Source organism: Phycisphaerae bacterium, assembly GCA_018003015.1.
Taxonomy (GTDB): domain Bacteria; phylum Planctomycetota; class Phycisphaerae; order UBA1845; family PWPN01; genus JAGNEZ01.
On record JAGNEZ010000025.1, the window covers coordinates 63,703 to 83,461 of the forward strand.

Annotated in this window: 12 protein-coding genes; 7 read left to right on the forward strand and 5 right to left on the reverse strand. The window is 63.5% G+C overall.

The genetic code is table 11. The features are described 5' to 3' along the window. Positions 1–51: 51 nt before the first annotated feature. Complete coding sequence (locus tag KA354_12775) at positions 52–1,539, reverse strand: trypsin-like peptidase domain-containing protein (protein ID MBP7935512.1); 1,488 nt, start codon at positions 1,537–1,539, stop codon at positions 52–54. A 131-nt stretch (positions 1,540–1,670) separates the two neighbouring features. Between KA354_12775 and KA354_12780 the strand changes: the two genes are divergently transcribed. The 4 genes from KA354_12780 to KA354_12795 all read left to right on the forward strand — a co-directional run bounded on the left by KA354_12780 (position 1,671) and on the right by KA354_12795 (position 6,424). Next, positions 1,671–2,771, forward strand: a complete 1,101-nt coding sequence (locus KA354_12780) for an FAD:protein FMN transferase (protein MBP7935513.1) — start codon at positions 1,671–1,673, stop codon at positions 2,769–2,771. 56 nt (positions 2,772–2,827) lie between these two features. Then, positions 2,828–3,868, forward strand: coding sequence for a DoxX family protein (locus tag KA354_12785; protein MBP7935514.1), 1,041 nt, complete (start codon positions 2,828–2,830; stop codon positions 3,866–3,868). Between the two features lie 74 nt (positions 3,869–3,942). Continuing rightward, positions 3,943–5,424 carry a Gfo/Idh/MocA family oxidoreductase gene (locus KA354_12790; GenBank protein MBP7935515.1) on the forward strand — a complete coding sequence of 494 codons (1,482 nt, stop codon included), beginning with the start codon at positions 3,943–3,945 and terminating at the stop codon, positions 5,422–5,424. Between the two features lie 181 nt (positions 5,425–5,605). After that, positions 5,606–6,424: an SDR family oxidoreductase gene (locus tag KA354_12795; GenBank protein ID MBP7935516.1), complete on the forward strand. Its 819-nt coding sequence runs from the start codon at positions 5,606–5,608 to the stop codon at positions 6,422–6,424. Between the two features lie 105 nt (positions 6,425–6,529). Here KA354_12795 and KA354_12800 read toward each other — a convergent pair whose 3' ends face one another. The 4 genes from KA354_12800 to KA354_12815 form a co-directional block, all read right to left on the reverse strand. Beyond that, a complete protein-coding gene (locus tag KA354_12800) occupies positions 6,530–7,681 on the reverse strand; it encodes a VCBS repeat-containing protein (GenBank protein ID MBP7935517.1) in 1,152 nt (383 codons plus the stop codon). A 57-nt stretch (positions 7,682–7,738) separates the two neighbouring features. Beyond that, on the reverse strand, positions 7,739–8,620 hold the full coding sequence (locus KA354_12805) for an MBL fold metallo-hydrolase (protein MBP7935518.1): 882 nt from the start codon (positions 8,618–8,620) through the stop codon (positions 7,739–7,741). Positions 8,621–8,847: 227 nt separating this feature from the next. Continuing rightward, a complete protein-coding gene (locus KA354_12810; GenBank protein ID MBP7935519.1) occupies positions 8,848–10,332 on the reverse strand; it encodes a hypothetical protein in 1,485 nt (494 codons plus the stop codon). Positions 10,333–10,451: 119 nt separating this feature from the next. Next, positions 10,452–11,471 (reverse strand): TIGR00266 family protein, encoded by a 1,020-nt coding sequence (locus KA354_12815; protein ID MBP7935520.1) that lies wholly within the window; start codon positions 11,469–11,471, stop codon positions 10,452–10,454. Between the two features lie 196 nt (positions 11,472–11,667). On the opposite strand from KA354_12815, the gene KA354_12820 reads away from it, so the two are divergent. The 3 genes from KA354_12820 to KA354_12830 all read left to right on the forward strand — a co-directional run bounded on the left by KA354_12820 (position 11,668) and on the right by KA354_12830 (position 19,671). Further along, positions 11,668–12,483, forward strand: coding sequence for a hypothetical protein (locus KA354_12820; protein MBP7935521.1), 816 nt, complete (start codon positions 11,668–11,670; stop codon positions 12,481–12,483). Positions 12,484–12,805: 322 nt separating this feature from the next. Further along, positions 12,806–16,618, forward strand: a complete 3,813-nt coding sequence (locus tag KA354_12825; protein ID MBP7935522.1) for a PD40 domain-containing protein — start codon at positions 12,806–12,808, stop codon at positions 16,616–16,618. A gap of 65 nt (positions 16,619–16,683) precedes the next feature. Further along, positions 16,684–19,671 (forward strand): glycoside hydrolase N-terminal domain-containing protein, encoded by a 2,988-nt coding sequence (locus KA354_12830; protein MBP7935523.1) that lies wholly within the window; start codon positions 16,684–16,686, stop codon positions 19,669–19,671. The last annotated feature ends 88 nt before the right edge of the window (positions 19,672–19,759 follow it).

The window sequence follows — 19,759 nt, forward strand, 5'->3', positions numbered from 1 at the left end:
AGGGATTTGCCTGCTCCTGGCCGGGTGCGGCCCGATGCCGGCCTCAGGCGATCACGGCCACAAGGCCTTGAGATCGTCGGAACAGGCCGACGGGATGTTGTTGTTCCGCAGGATCTCCGGCTGGAACTTGGCCACGTCCTTGGGCTTCAGGACAATCTTCTCCTCGTTCTCGTTTTCGAACCGGAAGACGATGTACTCTTCCTTGTTGTCCTTGATGAGCTGGATCAGGTGCTTGAGGTTGCGCACCTTCTGGTCGTTGACATGGGTAAGGACCGACACCGGTGTGATGCCATAGCCCTTGGTCAGCTTGTGCGACAACATCGGGCAACAGGTGACCACGAGCTCGTTCTCCGGATCCTCGCGATAGGCCGCGATGTACTGCGGTATGAGACGGCCCCGGATTGCCATGACCCCCAGCCAGCTTGACGCTCCTCGAGAGATCAGCTCCATGGTGGCGGGCGAGAAAACCAAAGTGCCAAAGATGAAGTAGGTGGGTCGGTCGGTCTTCATCCTCTGGATGACGGTGTCAACCTGAGTCGCCGTGGGGATTTCGACCTCCATGGCCTTGCCTTCGCGGACCACAGAGAGCTTGACCTTGCTGCCCGGCGGCTTGCGGGCCGACAGCCAGCTCCAATGCACCCGCGGAATGTCCTCGGCAATCGGGACCATGCCCAGGTTGTCGATGGCGACGCCCTCGCAGGCCGTGACCACATCCCACGGTCTGAGCAGCTCGGCCAGTGCCTTGTTGTCGATCCGGTGCACCACCACCCCGGTCATGTCTTTGTCCAGCTTGAGGTAGTCGCGCAGGGCGGGATTCTCCACCGTGGCGCTGTTGATGTCCAGGACCGGAAAACCGTCATACTTGCCGTCAGCCTGGCAGTCGGTGAGGAAGTGACGGATGACCTCGACCGGAATGATGTAGCCGATGTTCTGCCCTTCAGGGAACCTGCTGAAAACCACTCCGATGATGTTGCCGTCGACAATGCCCGGGCCACCGCTGTTGCCCGGGTTGATCGCCGCGTCCACCTGGATCCGCAGCAGCGCCGCATAGGAGTAGTACTGGGCACACTCGATGCGCGAGATCACCCCTTCGGTGACCGAAAGGGTATCGCCGCCAGTGGGGTAGCCGAGCACGTTGACCTTGGTCTTCGGGGTAGGCAGCTTGTCGGCCATCGGTAGAGGCTTAAGCTTCTCCATAGCGTCGGCCGCATCAAGCTTGAGCGTGGCCAGATCGCACTCCACGGAGATGAACTCCACCGTCGCATCAAGCTTGTCCGAGCTCTCGTGGGGTTGCACGTAGATCTGCTGGGCGTAGCTGACCACGTGGGCGTTGGTCAGAATCCGGCCCCCCTCGATGACCACGCCGGAGCCGGTGACCTCCGACGCTGGGGTGATTTCCCACGGGCGGAGCATGTTCGGCGGGGACTGCGAAGCGAATATCTTGACCACCGACTGCCGGGGCTCGTCAGCCCCCAGCAAAACGCCCTGCCAGATGCAGACCCAGGCCGCCACCATACCGCCAATAAGCCATCGCTTCATGAGGGTTTCCTTATCCTGGCCTCCGTCTCGGACGGTCGCCGATGACGGATTGTCTCCTGGCCGATCTTCGCCGGACCGCCAGGAAAGGTCAAATTTGCAGCCCTTCCGCCGGTTGTGGATAATGGCGGTCTGTGAGTGCGGACAACGGCTGGTCACGGCGGAACTTCCTGTCGGCTCGGGGGCTGGGCGCGGCCTTGGGCGGCGCCGCTGGCAGCCTTATCCCAGATCCGCCGAGAGCCCTCAACCCCCAAGACCAGAACCTCAGCACCCTGGCCTTCGCCCGCCGCGCCATGGGCTGCGAGTTCGGCATCCGAATCCCCTACTACTACCCCAATGCCATGGCCGCCGCCGACGCCGCCCTGTCCGAAATCGAGCAACTGGAAGAACTCCTCACCGTCTACTCCGACACCAGCGAAATGAGCCGCGTCAACCGGAACGCCTTCCCCGGGCCAGTACGCGTGGACAACCGGCTGTTCCAGGTGGTCCAGCGGTCGGTCGAGCTCCACAGCCAAACCGACGGCGCGTTCGACATCGCCGCCGGGGCCCTGGTCAAGACCTGGGGTTTCCTCCGCGGCCCCAGGCGCGTGCCCGCCGAGGGCGAACGACAGGCCGCCTTGGCCCGCAGCGGAATGCGGCATGTGGAACTCAATTCCGACAACCTGACCGTGCGGTTCCGTGTACAAGGAGTTGAGATCAACCTGGGAAGCGTGGGCAAGGGCTACGCGATCGACCGGGCGATTCAACGGCTGCGGGACGATTTCGGGATACAGTGCGCCCTCATGATCGGCGGACAGAGCAGTATCTATGGGGCGGGCTCCCCATCCGGCGACGGGCGAGGGTGGCTGGTCAGTATCCAGAACCCCTTTAATTCGAGCCAACCGGCCGCGACCCTGCGGCTGAAAGACCAGGCCCTGGGAACGTCGGGGACGGCCAATCAGTTTTTCGAAGAGGGCGGGCGGCGCTACGGCCATCTGCTCGATCCGCGAACCGGGTTCCCGGCGGACCTGCTGGCGAGCGCATCCGCCGTGGCCCCCGACGCGGCAACCGCCGATGCCCTGGCAACGGCGTTCTTCGTGATGGGACTCGACAAGACGAGGGCTTTCTGTCAGAATCACCCGCAGATCGGGGCTCTGCTGGTCATCAAACCACAGGACCCCGCCCGGAAGGCCGCCGTGCCACAGGTGGTCACCTTCAACGTGCCTGGGAAGGATCTTACCGTCGGGCAAAGCTGAGGGTGGCCGTTTTTGTCACTGGACTCATGAACAACGCGAGGTCATAGCAGATCATCATGGCGGACACACCTGTTCTGGCATCGAATCAACCGTCCGTTCGCACGGTCACCGGCTGGACCATCCTCTTCCTGGTCCTGCTCCGAATCGTCATCGGCTGGCACTTCGCCTACGAGGGAGCCTGGAAGCTGGTCCAGGAAGACTGGCGGGCAACCGGCTACCTGACCCAGTCGATCGGACCGCTGCGGCCACTGTTCCTCAAGTTCGTCGAAGACCCCGACGGACTCGAGCGGCTCACCGAGGCATCCGTCAACCAGCGGATCGATGAGCGGTTCGCCATCTTCGACAAGTTCTACGGCCTGGACGACAAGCAGCGCGCCGAGTGCAAACGGTATGCCGAACGCAAGAAGACCGGCGACCCCGGGGAAGAAGGCAAACCGTTCGACCCGGTGAACGTTAAGACCGTCTTCGCCGATCCCGACTTCCAGGCAGACTTGACCAACTACAAGGACTTCCTCCTCGAGGTCGCCGCACAGGAAAAGGCCCAATACCAGTATGACCAATTCCTGCAGAAGGTCGAAACCAAGCCGAACGCCGAACCCCAACCGCGAACCGACTACAACAAAGAACGGCTGATGTTCAACTACGGTAAGAAGGCCGCCGCCCGCCAGGCCCTCCTGGCCCGGGCCGAGGCGCCACTCAAGGCCATGGAAGCCAACACCCTCTCCAAGCTCACACCCGAACAGATGGCCAAGGGCGCACCCCCCAGGGAAAAGAGCCAGAGCCGGTTCAGCGACTGGGCCAACATGCTCGCCCTGACCGCCATAGGCGTCTGCCTGATGATCGGGCTGTTCACCCGGCTGGCAGCCCTCGGCGCCATCGGCCTGCTGATCATGTACTACTTCTGCATGCCGCCGTGGCCGGGCCTGCCCGAAAGCCCGGCGACCGAGGGCCACTACTACATCATCAACAAGAACCTCGTCGAGGCCGCCGCCTTGCTGGTCATCGCGGCCAGCGGGGCCGGCCGCTGGGTGGGACTCGACGCCTTCATCAGCGCGTTCTTCCGCAAGTCGAGGACTAGGCAAAACCCGGCAGCCTGAGTGCCGATGACGTAACCAACCAACCAAGGGACGAACCTGTAGAGCCTGAAAGTATAGAGAGAAGGGACGAATCCATGGTACTCAACAGCAAGCAGCGCCAGATCGGCAAGGACAACTTCAACGACGCGGTCCAGGTGACCCGCCGTCAGTTCCTGGCAACCGCAGGCCTCGTGCCCACGGCCGCGGCCATGTACTTCGGCTACAAACACCTGGAGGGCAACCCGGTCAAGGCCGGCATCATCGGCACCGGCGACCAGGGCAACTACGCCCACCTGTCCCAGAGCAACCCGGAATTCATCCGGTTCATCGCCTTCTCCGACATCCGCCCATCCAGCGTGAAGCGAACCTGGAAAACGCTGCAGGATATGTACGGCAAAGAGGCCAACCAGGTCAAGTTCTACGAGAAGTACCAGGAACTGCTGGATAACCCCGACATCGAGCTCGTCGTCATCGCCCTGCCTCTCCACTTGCACGCCCTCGTCACCATCGAGGCCCTTAAAAAAGGTAAACACGTCCTCTGCGAGAAACTGATGGCCAAGACGGTCGACGAATGCAAGAGAATGGTCCAGGCCGCCGACGACAACAAGCGGCTCCTGGCCATCGGCCACCAGCGGCATTACAGCTACCTCTACGCCAACGCCCTGTCGATCATCCAGCAGGGCATCCTCGGCGACATCAAGCACATCCGCGCCTTGTGGCACCGCAATCAGACCGGCGGCGGAGCCCCGGACGGCACCACCGGCAAGTACGACAGCTGGTCGCTGGCCCGCCAGGTGGCCGAGGAAGACAAGAGCATCTCCCCGGAGGTCCTCAAAGAGTCCGGCTACGAAAACCTCGAACACCTGCTCCGCTGGCGAATCAACGAGAAAACCGGCGGCGGCCTCATGGTCGAACTCGGCAGCCACCAGCTCGACGCGGCCAGCATCTTCCTCGACAAGGAACACCCCAAGAGCGTCCAGGGCGTCGGCGTGAACGCGTACTTCAAGGACGGCCGCCAGGTGTATGACCATGTCTATCTGATCTACGAATTCCCCAAGGACGTCGTGCTGACCTACTCGTCCATCGGCACGAACACGCTCGACGGCTACGGGGAAACCGTCCTGGGCCCCAAGGGAACCCTGATCATCGACCAGGAACGCGACGCCTACCTGTTCAAGGAGCCAGGCCTGAAAGACGACCGCCTGACCGGCGAAGCCATCGAGAAAATGGTCACCAATGCCGAGAAGGACACCCGCATGACCTGGGCCGAGAACCGCATGAGCCGGCCAGCCGCCGAGTCAACCTCAACCGCCGCCTGGGGCAGCGGCATCGGGGCCGCCGATACCCTGACCAGCCGCGGCTACCGCGAACAGCAGGAACACCTCTGCTGGATCATCCGCAACGGCGGAGTCGACTGCGAACAGAAGCCGCGGTGCAACGGCCGGGTGGCCATGGGCGACGCCGTCGTGACCCTGGCCTCCAACATCGCCATGAAACTGGGCCAACGCGTCGAGTTCAAGAAGGAGTGGTTTGACGTCGCATCCAACGCAACACCGGAAGCGGATCTGCTGAAATAGCAATCAGCGATCCGTGGTCAGCGGTCATGTGCAGAGCGAATCTCAGCCGCTTGCGGGGCAACCTGCAAGCGGCTGTGTTGTTCAGGCCGGCCAGCAACAACACCACCTCACTCCTTGCCTCTCACTTCCCCCCCCGTTGCGTCGGAAAACGACCGGACTTATTCTGCGGCCGAGGTGACCCATGAACGACCTGTTCGACTTGAGCGGCAAGAGCGTCGCCATAACCGGAGGCGGGGGCGTCCTGTGCGGCGGACTGGCCGAGTGTCTGGCCGAACGCGGAATGCGCGTCGCCGTCATGGACCTGAAGGTCGAGGCGGCCGAGGCCGTGGTCGCGTCGATCGCTCAGAAGGGCGGCAAGGCCATCGCCGTGGCCGCCAACGTGCTCGATCGCAACAGCATGGAGCAGACCCTGGCGGCGTGCCTCAAGGCCTTCGGGCAGGTGGACGTGCTCATCAATGGGGCCGGCGGCAACCATCCCATGGCCACGACCGGACCAGAAAAGAAGTTCTTCGATCTGCCCATCGAGGCGTTCGAGAAGGTCATGGACCTGAACATCATCGGAACAGTGCTGCCCTCCATGGTCTTCGGCAGAACCATGGCCGAACGCGGCGAGGGAACCATCCTCAACATCGCGAGCATGAACGCCTTCAAGCCGCTCACCCGCATCGCGGCCTACTCGGCGGCCAAGAGCGGAGTCAAGAACTTCACCGAATGGCTCGCCGTGCACATGGCCCAGGAATACTCGCCGAAGATCCGGGTCAACGGCATCGCCCCAGGCTTCATGCTCACCCATCAGAATCGCTTCCTGCTCACCGATGAAAAGACCGGCGAACTCACCCCCCGCGGCCAGTCGATCATCGCTCACACCCCGATGAGGCGATTCGGCGAGGCCGCCGACCTGACCGGAACCGTCATCTGGCTGCTCTCCGATGCGTCCAAGTTCGTCACCGGCATCACCGTCCCCGTCGACGGCGGCTTCAACGCGTTCGCCGGAGTATAAGCAGGGCTGAAAGCCGAGAATGCAGAAGGCTCACCCACCTGGTGCGAGGGTTGCCCACCCGCCAGCTCCTTCCATGCTCAATTCTCCAGGCCCAATCCTCAACCCTCAGTTCTTCTTCAGCAGGTTTTCGAAAAGGTACAGCCCGCTCTTGCCCGGAGCGACAAAGTCCAGATCACCGTCACCGTCGATGTCGATCACCTGGTTCTGGATGCCGAACGCGGCCGGGCCTTTCTCGCTCACCGTGTGCCGCACCCACTGCCCCTTGGCCGCGTCAAACTTGTAGTAATAGATGCACCGGGGATCGTTCGCACCGGGATCGTGCCCGTTGTGGGCCCGGTAGCGCTTGCCGGTGAGCAGCTCAGCCTTCCCGCAGTTGTCCAGGTCCACCATGAGCATGAAATGCGGCTGCGACCAGGACTTGTCGATCTCGTGGCGGGTCCAGGTCCGCTTGCCGGCCGCATCCTTCCCCTGCTCAACCCAGAACAGGCCGTAATCGTGACCCAGACCGTAGATCAGGTCGGCGTCCCCGTCACCCTCCACGTCGTGGACCAGGATGGGAATACTGGTTACACCGAAATCGAACTCCTGACGCCATTCCCACTGGCCGTCCGCCTTGGCAGGCTGCTCGACCCAGCCGCGCGGGGCAACGATGTCGATCCGGCCGTCGCCGTCGATGTCACCCGCACCGATGCCATGGCCGGCCGCCTCCTTGGGCAGGACGTGCTTGACCCACTTCACGCCGAGCTTGGCGGACGGGTCCTTCTTGTACTCATACCAGGCCGCATCGGTCACGCAGTTGGGCAGGTAGTCGAGCTGCTTGTCGCCGTTGATGTCCACCGCCAGCGCGGTCTCAATGTTGCCCAATTCATCGACGATGTGAACGTCCCACGGCCCGCCGGCCTTGCCCGGGTTCCGCACCCAGAAGATGGCCTTGTTGTGCCAGGCGGCATTGACAATGTCGGTCCAGCCGTCGCCGTCTACGTCGGCCGGCAGGTTGGCAAAGTCCACGAAGTACTCGTCCAGCTCCTTCAACTCGCGGACGAAAACCTTCTCCCATCTGGGGGCCTTGTACCAGAACCCGCCGCAGAAGATGTCCAGCCTGCCGTCCTTGTCCACGTCCAGCACACCGGCCGCCTCGAACTTCGACTCGGCGTTGATGGGGTGCATCTTGAACTTGACCTCACCCGCCGGGGCGGCCAGGACAACGTGGCCGGCAAGCAGGCTCATGACGAAACAGACGATGTGTTTCCTGCGCATCGGAATAGGCTCTCCACCTGCCGGCACAAGGCCGGGGTCCTCTGTGAGCGATCAGCATCAGTCCAGGATTGTATAGCGCTGCTGAGGCACCGCAAACCCGGCAAACTCCTGGCAAACCGAGTCGAATGGGCCGGTGTCCCAGTCGTCCGTGAAATGATAGAGATGCGTCTTGCGGCGAACGGCCTCCGGCAGGGCCCTCAGTTCGCTGAGCAGGGTGTGGACCGGGGCCGGTTCGCCAACCAGTTGGACCTCCTGAAAGCAGATCCGGGCCCGCTCCATCATCCGGGCGTAAGCTGGGTAGTCATACCGGGTATCACCGGAATAGAAGACCGACTCACCGGTCTGCGCGTCCTCGATGAACAACCCGAACGAGGGCCAGTCGAACTTGTGCTGAACCTGAATGTGGTCGGTCGGGAACAGCGTGAAGCGGTAGCGCTTCAGCATGCTGAAGCCATCCTTGCCGGCCTCCTGATGGTTGAGCGCCAGGATGAAGAAGTAGTCCTGGAGGAGCGCATACCGGCCGGCCATCACGCTCAGCCCACCCTTGAGCGAGTGATCCCATAAATTCATGAGGATACTGAGCGAACTGATGATCTGCGGTTTGAACGCCTTGTCGCGCGAGGGATCGCGGTAGACATAGGCATTCATCAAGGCCATCTCCTCCAGGCCGCCGATGTGGTCGGCGTGCTGGTGGGTCACGAAGACCTTGTGAATGGCCGGGTAGTTGATGATCCCGTTGTGTTCCAGGTAGGTGAAGCCCGGCTTCTGCATCAGCTGATACAGAGCCAGCGGGCCGGTACTTCCAAAATCGACCAGGAGAGTGTCATCAGGCCCTGACTGGGTGCCCGGACCGTGGTGCCAGGCTTCGATCAGCAGATTCGAATTGTAGTTCCGCTTGGCGAAGGCCGAACCCACGCCCAAAAAGGTCAACGTCAGCATGGCCGTTACCTACCCATGATAGAGCAGCCGTCCAGAGAGCCATGATAGGCCACCCGGCGATCTTGACCGAGCCTCGCACGAAGGGATTGACCCAAGGACCTCGATCGGCCAGCCGCCAGGGCGGCTATGATAAGGCGAGCCCCCCCGCCTGCCAACCATCAAGGTCCAGCCACGAGCGGACAGGACGGCGGGCACATCCAAAGAATCGCGACCATCCGGCCACGGGCTCACGGCTTCATCGGTTCGCGGGACAGGCTCGATCCTGGCTGCAGCTTGATGAGCAGCACAACCGGGGCCTCGATTCCATCCAACTCGATGGATTGCCCCTCATCAAGCGAGCCGCTTCGAAACGGCAGGAGATCGGTCTCGCGGTCCAGCTTCAGCACCTCCAGGCGGCTGGGGCCAGCCCAGGGTAGCCTGGTCGCGGTGACGGCAAGGCGACTTCCCGGGGCATCGAGGTTGCTGGCCAGGATCGCGGCGCCCGTGCGGTCTTCGCTTCGCCCGGCACAGAGTATCCATCGGCCTGGGCCTCCCTCGGGCGTGGCCACACGCACGGGACAACTGAGCAACTCCCGGAACGCCTTGAAGGCGTAGTACGTCTTCCGCGGCGTGCCGTGGAAAGTGAACAGGCCGAAACCCTGAATCTCGCCGGTGTAGTAGTTGGCTACCTCCACCGGGCAGTCCTGGAGCGACATGAGTACCGCGGCTGCGAAGGCGGCACCGCGCGGTCCGCCCATCTCCGCGAACCATTGCTCACGCTTCTCCCCCGCCCCCAACACCGCCATCGGCGACCAGTCGTCCCCAGGCAGGTAGTTCCACTCGTTGAAATGACTCTCCGTCCTGGTAAACCCGCGGTTGTCGAGCAGCCGGCGAATGCCTCGAGCCCGCCGCGGAATGTCCCACGGATCGGCCGTGTATCGGTGCCAGGAGTAGAAGTCCAGCGGCACCTGGCGGTCCCGACAGAAGTCCAGGAACTTGGCCGTGAACGGCGTCGGCCGGAAATCGTCTCCGACTATGTCGCCGGAGTGACCCATCGCCGGCCCGCCCACCCGAAGATCCGGGAACCGGCCCTTGATCGTCTTGGCGGTCACTTCAAAAAGCGTCAGGAACTCCTCGTCCGTCCCCGTCCACATCTGCGGCCGCACATCCGGCTCGTTCCAGATCTCCCAGTAGCGGATCCCATGCCGGAAGCCGTTGGCCCATCCCTCGTTGTAGTGCCGGATGATGCCGGCGCACACCGCCGCCCATCGGCGAGGATCCGGCGGCGGCTGCACGAAGTACTGACGCCGGGTGTGCTCAATACTCTCTCCGAGCCGGTAAATCACCCCCGAGCCGACATCGATGATCGCCTGGATGTAGTCGTCAGTGGCGGCGAAAGAGTAGCTTTCGGGCTTCTCCGGGTCGTTGCGGAAATCGCGGAAGATGGTATGAACATCCACCGCCTCGGCGTTGAGCCAGACGACATCGTGCAGCCGCGTGAAGGGAACCCCAATATCCCGGTGATAAGCCGACAGGTCCACCATGCCCCGGTAGCAGAACGGGCCCAGGTTCACACCGTGCAGCGGGCGGATCCGGCCGCTGATCTGCGAGAAGTCGATGACCACCTCGCCGGCCAAGGTGCCGCTTCCAGGGCAGACGGCCAGCAGCACCAGGCAGGTCGCAGCCACCCGCCGGCAATTCGATCGCAACCGCTCGTGCCACAAACCGCTCATGCCTCCCCAGGCTTCCTCGCAGGCATCGCCGTCGACCCGCAGGCCCGGACAGCGGATATCAACTCCAACCTCGCTCCACCAACATCCCACCCCCACGTCGGCCCGACCCGGCAGACACCTCAGTCCCCGAACAGATTGCCCAGCCCGCCCAGGACCGAGCCCTGCTCCTTGCCCGAGCCGCCAGCCCTCGGAGAACTGGAGATGATGCGGTCGGCCAGTCGTGAAAAGGGCAGGGTCTGCAGCCAGACGGTCCCATGCCCGCGAAGTGTCGCCAGGAACAGGCCCTCACCTCCGAAAACCATGGATTTCAGCCCGCCGGATCGCTGAATGTCGTAATCGATGCCCGGCGTGAATGCCACCAGACAACCCGTGTCCACCCGAAGCGTCTGTCCGTTGAGCTGCCTGCGAATGATCGTCCCGCCCGCATGCAGAAAGGCCATCCCGTCGCCACGCAGCCTCTGGAGAATGAACCCTTCACCGCCGAACAGACCCGTGCCCAGCCGCTTGGCAAACGCGATGCCCACCTCGGTACCCAACGCGGCACACAGGAACGAGTCCTTCTGGCAGGTCAGCTCACCGCCGACCTCGGCCAGGTTGAGAGCCACGATCTTGCCGGGGTACGGGGCCGCGAATGCCACCCGCCGCGGAACTCGACCACCCGCATTGGTGAAGTGGGTCATGAACAGCGATTCACCGGTCACCACCCGCTTGGCACCCTGAAGCAGCTTGCCGAAAAAGGTGGCGTCCGGTTGGGAACCGTCACCCATCTTGGCCTCAAAGGTGATATCCTCCTCCATATAGTTCATGCCGCCCGCCTCGGCAATCACCGTCTCGCCCGGATCCAGCTCCACTTCGACAACCTGCATGTCGTCACCGAAGATCTCATAGGTGATCTCATGGCAGCGCATCGCTCTCGGCCCCACACCGACCTGTCCACCCGCCGGGAGCGGAGGAGGCGCTCCAACCTCCACACCGGAAAACAAGCCCCCCACGCGACCGGCCGGCGCCCATTGCTCCATCCCCTCGCGCCAGACCAGATCGGTCGGGACCAGCCCGCCGGCATCGGCCATCTTCTTCAGCTCCGGCCCCGCGACCGGACCGTGCTGCTGGTTGTTCTTCAGGTAGTACCACTCTGCCATGACGCGATCCTCCTCGGCACAGCAAGCCGCCGGCCAGCATTGTGATCCAGAAGAGAATCGCATGCAACGGGATCAGAGCACTCGCCAACCCGCCCCCCATCCCGTACCCCGCCGATGCCCACCCCAAGCCTCCGTGCCGGCTGGCTATCCTCAACTCCCACCACCGCGGCAGATCACCGCGAGGTATAATGGGGGTATGATCAATATCGATCAGCTACCCATCCCCGACTGGGACCTGCACTGCCCGGCCTGCGGGACCGCCTTGGCCGGAATGCCCGAACACTGCTGCAGACGATGCGGCCGGCGATTCGACATCCGCCGACTGCTGGACCTCAAGCGACCAGTACCCAGCCTCGATCTGCACTGCGAGGCGTGTGACTACTCGCTGAACGGCCTGCCCGGCGACCGCTGCCCCGAATGCGGTACCAAGTTCTCGATTCGGGATTTGCTCGAGATCGAGGAGCCAATCGAATTCAACAACGACTGGCTCTCACGAGACGCCGACCCAACCGACCATCACCTCAAAAAACGGGAGCCAAGATTCTCCGGTGCTGAACGCCCCTTGCCGGATTTCGGCCTGTTCTGCGACGACTGCGGGGGACCGCTGGCCGGAGCACCGGCCAATGCGTGCCCGGCTTGCACATGCCCGTTCCATCTCCAGAGAATCATCCCCCGTGGCGATTGGGTCAACCTGGGGCGCTTCATCACCGGTCCGCTCCGGCCGATGGCAAAAACGGTTCTCTATCACGACGAGATCCCGTACATGGTGAGCGGTTCCGGCCTGAGCACCATCTACACCGGCATCAGCCCGCTGGCGGAGGAACGACTCCTGGTGCCCAGAGAATTCTTCTTCGATGCACTGCATGCCCTTGCCGCCACTGAGCCGGCGTCAACCGAAGCCGATGCGACCTGGACCTGTCCGACCTGTGCCGAGTCGGTCCCCGCGGGCTTCGACATCTGCTGGAAGTGCAATACCAGCCGCCAGGAGAGTCCGGGAACTGAGCCAGGATGACCCCTCATCCAGCCCGCCCCACTTCCGGCCCCCCCTGGAAAACAGCGACCACGAACCCGGACACCCGGCGGTTACTCGCCACTGATCATAAATCTTTTTATAACAATACTTTGCATCGCTACCAGCGGGCACGGCATCAAGCGGCGGCGGTTGCGAGCACCTACCTGGGGAGGTTAAACTCCCTTCCCGACGCACCGCCACGGTGTGATCGGGGGTTGGATGGACGGCATCCGGCTCGCGTTCGCCGGGCCGCCTTCTCTTCCGAATCCTGCAGTCGCCGACTGCCCAGATGGGGATGCTGTCAAGAAAGGAACCCGCCCGTATGACTTCCCGAAGGACCCTTGCATGGCTCTGCACGACAGTCACGACCACGATCCTCTCGTCCTTGCCCGCGCTGGCCGACCGCAAGCCGCAGGCGGCCATGTTCCGCTACCCGGACGTCAGCGCCACCCACATCGTCTTCGTCTACGCCAACCAGCTGTGGCTCGTCCCCCGCGCAGGCGGCCTGGCCCAACCTCTGGCCAGCCCCCCGGGAGGCGAAGCCTTCCCACGCTTTAGCCCCGACGGCCAGAGCGTCGCGTTCATCGGTAACTACGACGGCAACCGCGATATCTACACCATCCCCACCGCGGGCGGAACCCCCCTGCGGGCCACCCACCACCCCGCCACCGAGACCCTCTGCGACTGGACCCCGGATGGAAAAGGCCTCCTGTTCTTCGCCGGCTACCAGGACCTGGGCCGCCAAACCCAGCTCTTCGTGGTACCGGCCAAAGGAGGCTTGCCCGCCAAGCAGCCCGTCCCCTACGGAGCCAACGGGGCGATCAGCCCGGACGGCACCTGGCTGGCCTACACCCCCCACACCGTCGACGCGCGAACCTGGAAGCGCTATCGCGGAGGAATGGCCACCGATATCTGGCTCTTCAACCTCCGCAACCAGACCTCGAAGAAGATTACCGGCTGGGAAGGCACCGACAGCCAGCCAATGTGGCACGGCGACAGGATCTTCTATATCTGCGACGACGGCCCAAGCCACAAAATGAACATCTGGTCGTATGACACCAGAACCGGCCTCCGCGAACAGATCACCCGCTTCGAAGAGTTCGACGTCAAGTGGCCGGCAATCGGCCCGGGAACCGGCGGCGACGGCGAAATCGTGTTCCAGAACGGCTCGGCACTCTACCTGCTCGACCTCAAGACCCGGCAGAGCCGCACCGTGGAAGTGACCGTGCCCGGCGATCGGCCGACGATCCGCCCCCAGCGCGTCGATGCCGCTCAATACCTCCAGGATATGGACGCGTCACCCACCGGCAAGCGGGCCGCATTCGGGGCCCGCGGCGATATCTGGACCGTGCCGGCCAGCAAGGGCTCGCCACGCAATCTCACCCGGACCGCCGACGCCGCCGAACGCTCCCCAGCCTGGAGCCCCGACGGCCGCTGGATCGCCTACTTCTCCGACCAGACCGGCGAGTACGAATTGTACCTCCGCCAGAGCGACGGACGCGGCCAACCCCGACCATTGACCTCGTCCGTGGCCAGGGAAATGAAGAACATCCCCCCAGGTACCGTGCTCGAGCAGCTGCCCGCATGCTTCCGCATCGCCATCGCCTGGTCACCCGACTCGAAGTACATCGGATTCACCGATAAGGCCGGCCGCATGTACCTCCATACCCTCGCACCCTTGCCGCCGAGCTCCGCGCCGGCCACCCAGCCCCAACCGGAAAAGAAAACCACCCACCAGGCCGGCGATCATCAATCACCCGCCACCGCCCCCGCCGATGAGACCGAGATCAAGAAGCTCGGTGTCCCCCCACCAGGCAAAACCCTTTTGGTGGATACCGAACCCTGGTCCAACCAGCCCCAGGCCAGTTGGTCCCACGACTCCAACTGGATCGCCTACACCCGCGGCGGAGACAATACCCACTCCGCAATCTGGCTCTACTCCCTCGTGACCGGCAAGCGGACCCAGGCCACCAGCGGCATGTTCAACGATTCCTCGCCCGCGTTCGACCGCAAGGGAGATTACCTCTACTTCGCGACCCAACGCCACTTCGGCGACCCAATGTACGAGGACATCGGCAGCACCTTCGTCTATCGGGGCACCGCCCAGCTGGCCGTTGTGCCCCTCCGGGCCAAGGTCGGTTCTCCGTGGCTGCCCAAGAGCGACGAGGAAACCTGGAAAGACGAGTCCAAGGACAAGGAAAAGGACAAGGCCGACAAGGACCGGGAAAAGAAAACTGAGGGCAAGAAGGGAGAGGACAAAACCCACGACGCCGGGTCCAAGCCGGCTGCCACGACCAGCCCCGGCGACTCCGCCAAGACCGAGTCAAAACCCGCCACCGCACCGGCCAGCAAGCCCGCGGACAAGACCGGCGACGCCAAGGACAAGGATAAGAAGAAGGACAAGCCCCTGGAAATCGACCTCCCCGGCTTCGAACAGCGGGCCGTGCTCCTGCCCGTCGGCACCGGCGGCTTCAGCGGCCTGTCGGTCAACCACGAAGGCAAGCTCATCTACCTGCGCTCCGAAAGCCGTCGACGCGGCGGCGGAACCGCGATCAAGATCTTCGATGTCAAGGACGAACAGAAAGAGGAAAAAACCGTACTCGACGACGTCGGCGGCTACAGCATGACCGCCGACGGCAAAAAGCTCCTGGTCAACAAGGGCGGCCACGCCTTCATCGACGCCGCCCCAAACCAGAAAGTGGACAAGCGACTCTCCCTCGAAGGCATGGTCGCACAGATCGATCCGCGCCAGGAATGGCGACAGATCCTCCTCGAAGCCTGGCGAATCGAACGCGACTACTTCTACGTGCCCAATATGCACGGCGTCGACTGGCCGGCATTGCGCGATCGGTACACCAGGCTGCTCGACGACTGCGTCTCCCGCGATGACGTCGGATTCCTCATCCGCGAACTCATCTCCGAACTCAACGTCGGCCACGCCTACTACATGAGCGGGGGCGATACCGGCCCGGAACCGTCCGTGGCCGTCGGTATGCTCGGCGCCGACTTCGAGCTCGCCAATAACGCCTATCGCATCCAACGCATCATCCAGGGCGGCACCTTCGATCTCGACGCCCGCGGCCCACTCAGCCAGCCGGGCGTCAAGGTCAAAGAAGGAGACTACCTCCTCGCAGTTAACGGCGTACCCGTCGATACCGGCAAAGACCCGTGGGCAGCATTCCTTGGCCTGGCGGGCAAGACCGTCACCCTCACCGTCAGCGATAAGCCAACGCTCGACCTTAACGCCCCACTGGCCACCACCAAGGACGACAAGGACGAAGAGAAGAAGGACGACAAGGACACCAAAAAGGACGACCAGGACACCAAGAAGGATGAGAAGAAGGACGCCAAGGACCCTAAGGACGATCGCAAGGACGAGGAAGACAAACCCGAACCGCTGACCGGCCAACGCGACGTGGTCGTCACCCTGATGGGCGGAGAGGGCGGGCTACGCTACCGCGCCTGGGTCGAACGCCACCGCGCCCACGTGGAGTCCGCCTCCGGCGGCAAAGTCGGCTACATCCATGTGCCCGACACCGGCGTCAACGGCCAGAACGAGCTGTTCCGCCAGTTCTTCGGCCAGCGCGAGAAGGCCGCCCTCATCATCGACGAACGCTGGAACGGCGGCGGCCAGATCCCCACCCGCTTCATCGAGCTGCTCAACCGGCCGGTCACCAACTACTGGCACCGGCGCGATGGCCAGGACTGGCGCTGGCCACCCGATAGCCACCAGGGACCCAAATGCATGCTCATCAACGGCATGGCCGGATCGGGCGGCGACGCCTTCCCCTACTACTTCCGCCAGGCCGGGCTTGGCAAGCTCATCGGCATGCGAACCTGGGGCGGCTTGGTCGGCATGAGCGGAAACCCCGGACTCATCGACGGCGCCCACGTCACCGTGCCAACCTTCGGCTTCTATAAGACCAACGGTACCTGGGGCATCGAGGGCCACGGCGTCGATCCCGACATCGAGGTGGTCGATGATCCCGCCAAAATGACCGGCGACGGCGATCCGCAACTCGACTACGCCATCCAACACATGCTGACCGCAATCAAGGAACATCCCTACATACCCCCCCAGGTGCCCGCCGATCCCGATCGCAGGGGCATGGGCGTGGAACAGAAAGACCGATAGCAGAAGCCCAACGCGTGCCGGTAGACGCGAAGACCCAATCGGCCCAGAAGGCCAAGGAGATAACCATGGGACACATCAGGCTCCTCCCGATCGTCCCCGCGATCCTCTGCAGCTCGTGGGCGGCGGTCAGCACCCTGCCCGCCGCGGCTCAGACCGGCCTGAAACTCGGCGAGGGCGAAGCCGTCTATCAGGTCGAGCCCGGCAAGGCACTCGACCTCACCGACGAACTCACCCTCGAGGCCTGGGTGCAGGCCGACAGAATGTCCCCCGCCGGCGGACGCATCTTGGACAAAAGCGTCCCCGGAACCCAAGACGGCTACATGCTCGACACCCATCCCGGCAATTCCCTCCGCTTCCTCAACGCCCAGGGAATGTGCCGCTTCGAGGCCCAACTGCCGGCCAGAAAATGGACCCACGTCGCCGGCGTGTTCAGCTCCTCCAAACAAATCATGAAGCTCTTCGTGAACGGCAAGGAAGCCGCTAAGATCGAGGGCGACAACTTCGTACCCATGCGGCTCAGCCCCGTACCCCTCTGCGTGGGCGCCGACCCCACCGGAGGAAATCGGTTCAAGGGGCGAATCCTCCGCGCGGCCATCTACCGCCGGGCCCTGACCGCCGAAGAAATCGCCACTCGGGCCGCGAGTACCGACCCCGCATCGCTCGACGGCGTCCTCGGCGACTGGAAGTTCCAAGAGGGCCGCAGGCGAAACATCGCCCCCCTGGCCGGTTCACTCGTCCTCCACCGAGCCAACGGCACCAGTACCGAATTCGACGGCCAGCTCCAGGGCCAGGCCCCCGCCCCACAACAGCCCCTCAGCCTGTGGTACCGCCAGCCCGCCATCCGTTGGACCGAGGCCCTGGCCATCGGCAACGGACGCCTCGGGGCAATGGTCTTCGGCGGCATCGACCACGAACGGCTCCAGCTCAACGAGGATACCTTCTGGTCGGGCGGCCCCTACGATCCGGCCCGCGCCGACGCCCTCCCACACCTCCAACAGGCCCGGAAACTGATCTTCGAGAACCAGTACGGCCAGGCCGATCGGCTCATCAACGACAAACTCCTCGGCCAACCTAGCGGCCAGCTCTCCTTCCAGCCGATCGGCGACCTGTGGCTCGAATCCCCCGGCGAACCCACCGTCAGGAACTACCGCCGCGAACTCGATCTCGATCAGGCGGTCGCACGGGTCAGCTATACGCGCGGAGGCGTTCACTTCGTGCGCGAAGTCTTCTCGTCACCAGTGGACCAGCTCATCATCCTGCGCCTCTCCGCCGATCGGCCCGGCCAAGTGACCTTCAACGCCAAATTCAAGACCCCGCAGAAAGCCACCATCAGCGTCGAAAACGGCGATACCCTCGTTCTCGCCGGCACCGGGCCGGATTACCGCGGCGTCAAGGGAGCACTCAGATTCGAGTGCCGCGCACACGCCCTGCCTGCGGGAGGACAGCTGACCACAAACGAAAACGGCTTGTCCGTGACCGGCGCCGATTCAGCCCTCCTCTTCATCGCCGCGGCAACAAGCTACCGGAACTGGAAGGACATCAGCGGCGACCCGACAACCGTGACCCGCGAACAAATCGCCAAGGCCGCAACCGCCCCCTTCGACCAACTGCTCGCCCGGCATGTGCACGAACACCAGCGGCTCTTCCGCCGCGTCCTGCTCGACCTCACCACCACCGATGCCGCCGGACAACCTACCGACGACCGCCTGAAGGCCTTCGCCCGCGGCGCCGTCGACCCCCAGCTGGCAGTACTCTACTTCCAGTTCGGCCGCTACCTCTTGATCAGCAGCTCACGCCCGGGAACCCAACCCGCTACCCTCCAGGGCATCTGGAACGAGAGCACCAGCCCGCCGTGGGATAGCAAGTACACCATCAACATCAATACCGAAATGAACTACTGGCCGGCAGATACCTGCAACCTGGGCGAGTGCCTCGAGCCGCTCAGCCGCATGGTCAAAGAACTCAGCGAGTCGGGAGCCCGAACCGCCAAAACCATGTTCAACGCCCGCGGCTGGTGCTGCTTCCACAACACCGACCTGTGGCGGGCCACCGCGCCAATCGACGGGCCATGGGCATTCACCCCAACCTGCGGCGCCTGGCTCAGCACCCACCTGTGGGACCACTACCTGTTCAGCGGCGACAAGGACCATCTCGCCAACGTCTATCCGGCCCTCAAGGGCGCCGCCGAGTTCTTCCTCGACTACCTGATCGAGGAGCCAACACACCAGTGGCTGGTCACCTGCCCCGCCGCCTCCCCCGAAAACCGACACGCCAAGCAGGCCTACGCCTGCGCCGGACCAACCATGGATAACCAGATCGTCCGCGACACCTTCACCCAGTTCATCCGGGCCGCGGAAATCCTCGGCCAAGACGCTGAACTGGCCACCGAGTGCACCAAGGCCCGAGATCGGCTGCCACCCCACCAGATCGGCAAGGCCGGCCAACTCCAGGAATGGCTCCAGGATTGGGACATGAACGCCCCCGAACTCCAGCATCGACACGTGTCCCACCTGTACGGCCTGTTCCCCAGCAGCCAGATCACACCACGCGGCACGCCCGAACTGGCCGCGGCCGTACGCAAGTCCCTCGAGGTACGCGGCGATATGGCCACCGGCTGGAGCCTCGGCTGGAAAATCAACCTCTGGGCCCGCCTCCAGGACGCCGAACACGCTTACACGATGATCAAGATGCTGCTCGATCCGTCACGCACCTACCCCAACCTCTTCGACGCTCATCCACCCTTCCAGATCGACGGCAACTTCGGCGGCACGTCCGGCATCGCCGAGATGCTCCTCCAGTCGCACACCGGGGAAATCGAGATCCTCCCCGCACTGCCCAAGGCATGGGCCAACGGCTCGGTCAAGGGCCTGCGGGCCCGCGGCGGCTATACCGTGGACATCGACTGGAGGAACGGCAAGGCCACCACCTTCCACATCACCTCGCCCCGCGAGGGCTCAGTCAGAGTACGCGTCAACGGGGAAACCAAGACCCTCGCCGTCGAACAGATCGAGCCAGCTAAGGGCCCGCAAAAGAATAACCTGAACAATTGTTGATAGGTTCGATCGCGTTGTTCCGATATTGGGTGGATGCAGGATGCAACAGTGATCGAACGGATTCGACGAATGTATCGCACGTTGTCGC

What these genes read in the sequence shown, in the direction of transcription:
- KA354_12775 (MBP7935512.1), bottom strand. Translation starts at nt 1,539, where the DNA reads ATGAAGCGATGGCTTATTGGCGGTATGGTGGCGGCCTGGGTCTGCATC.
- KA354_12785 (MBP7935514.1), top strand. Translation starts at nt 2,828, where the DNA reads ATGGCGGACACACCTGTTCTGGCATCGAATCAACCGTCCGTTCGCACG.
- KA354_12790 (MBP7935515.1), top strand. Translation starts at nt 3,943, where the DNA reads ATGGTACTCAACAGCAAGCAGCGCCAGATCGGCAAGGACAACTTCAAC.
- KA354_12795 (MBP7935516.1), top strand. Translation starts at nt 5,606, where the DNA reads ATGAACGACCTGTTCGACTTGAGCGGCAAGAGCGTCGCCATAACCGGA.
- KA354_12800 (MBP7935517.1), bottom strand. Translation starts at nt 7,681, where the DNA reads ATGCGCAGGAAACACATCGTCTGTTTCGTCATGAGCCTGCTTGCCGGC.
- KA354_12805 (MBP7935518.1), bottom strand. Translation starts at nt 8,620, where the DNA reads ATGCTGACGTTGACCTTTTTGGGCGTGGGTTCGGCCTTCGCCAAGCGG.
- KA354_12810 (MBP7935519.1), bottom strand. Translation starts at nt 10,332, where the DNA reads ATGAGCGGTTTGTGGCACGAGCGGTTGCGATCGAATTGCCGGCGGGTG.
- KA354_12815 (MBP7935520.1), bottom strand. Translation starts at nt 11,471, where the DNA reads ATGGCAGAGTGGTACTACCTGAAGAACAACCAGCAGCACGGTCCGGTC.
- KA354_12820 (MBP7935521.1), top strand. Translation starts at nt 11,668, where the DNA reads ATGATCAATATCGATCAGCTACCCATCCCCGACTGGGACCTGCACTGC.
- KA354_12825 (MBP7935522.1), top strand. Translation starts at nt 12,806, where the DNA reads ATGACTTCCCGAAGGACCCTTGCATGGCTCTGCACGACAGTCACGACC.
- KA354_12830 (MBP7935523.1), top strand. Translation starts at nt 16,684, where the DNA reads ATGGGACACATCAGGCTCCTCCCGATCGTCCCCGCGATCCTCTGCAGC.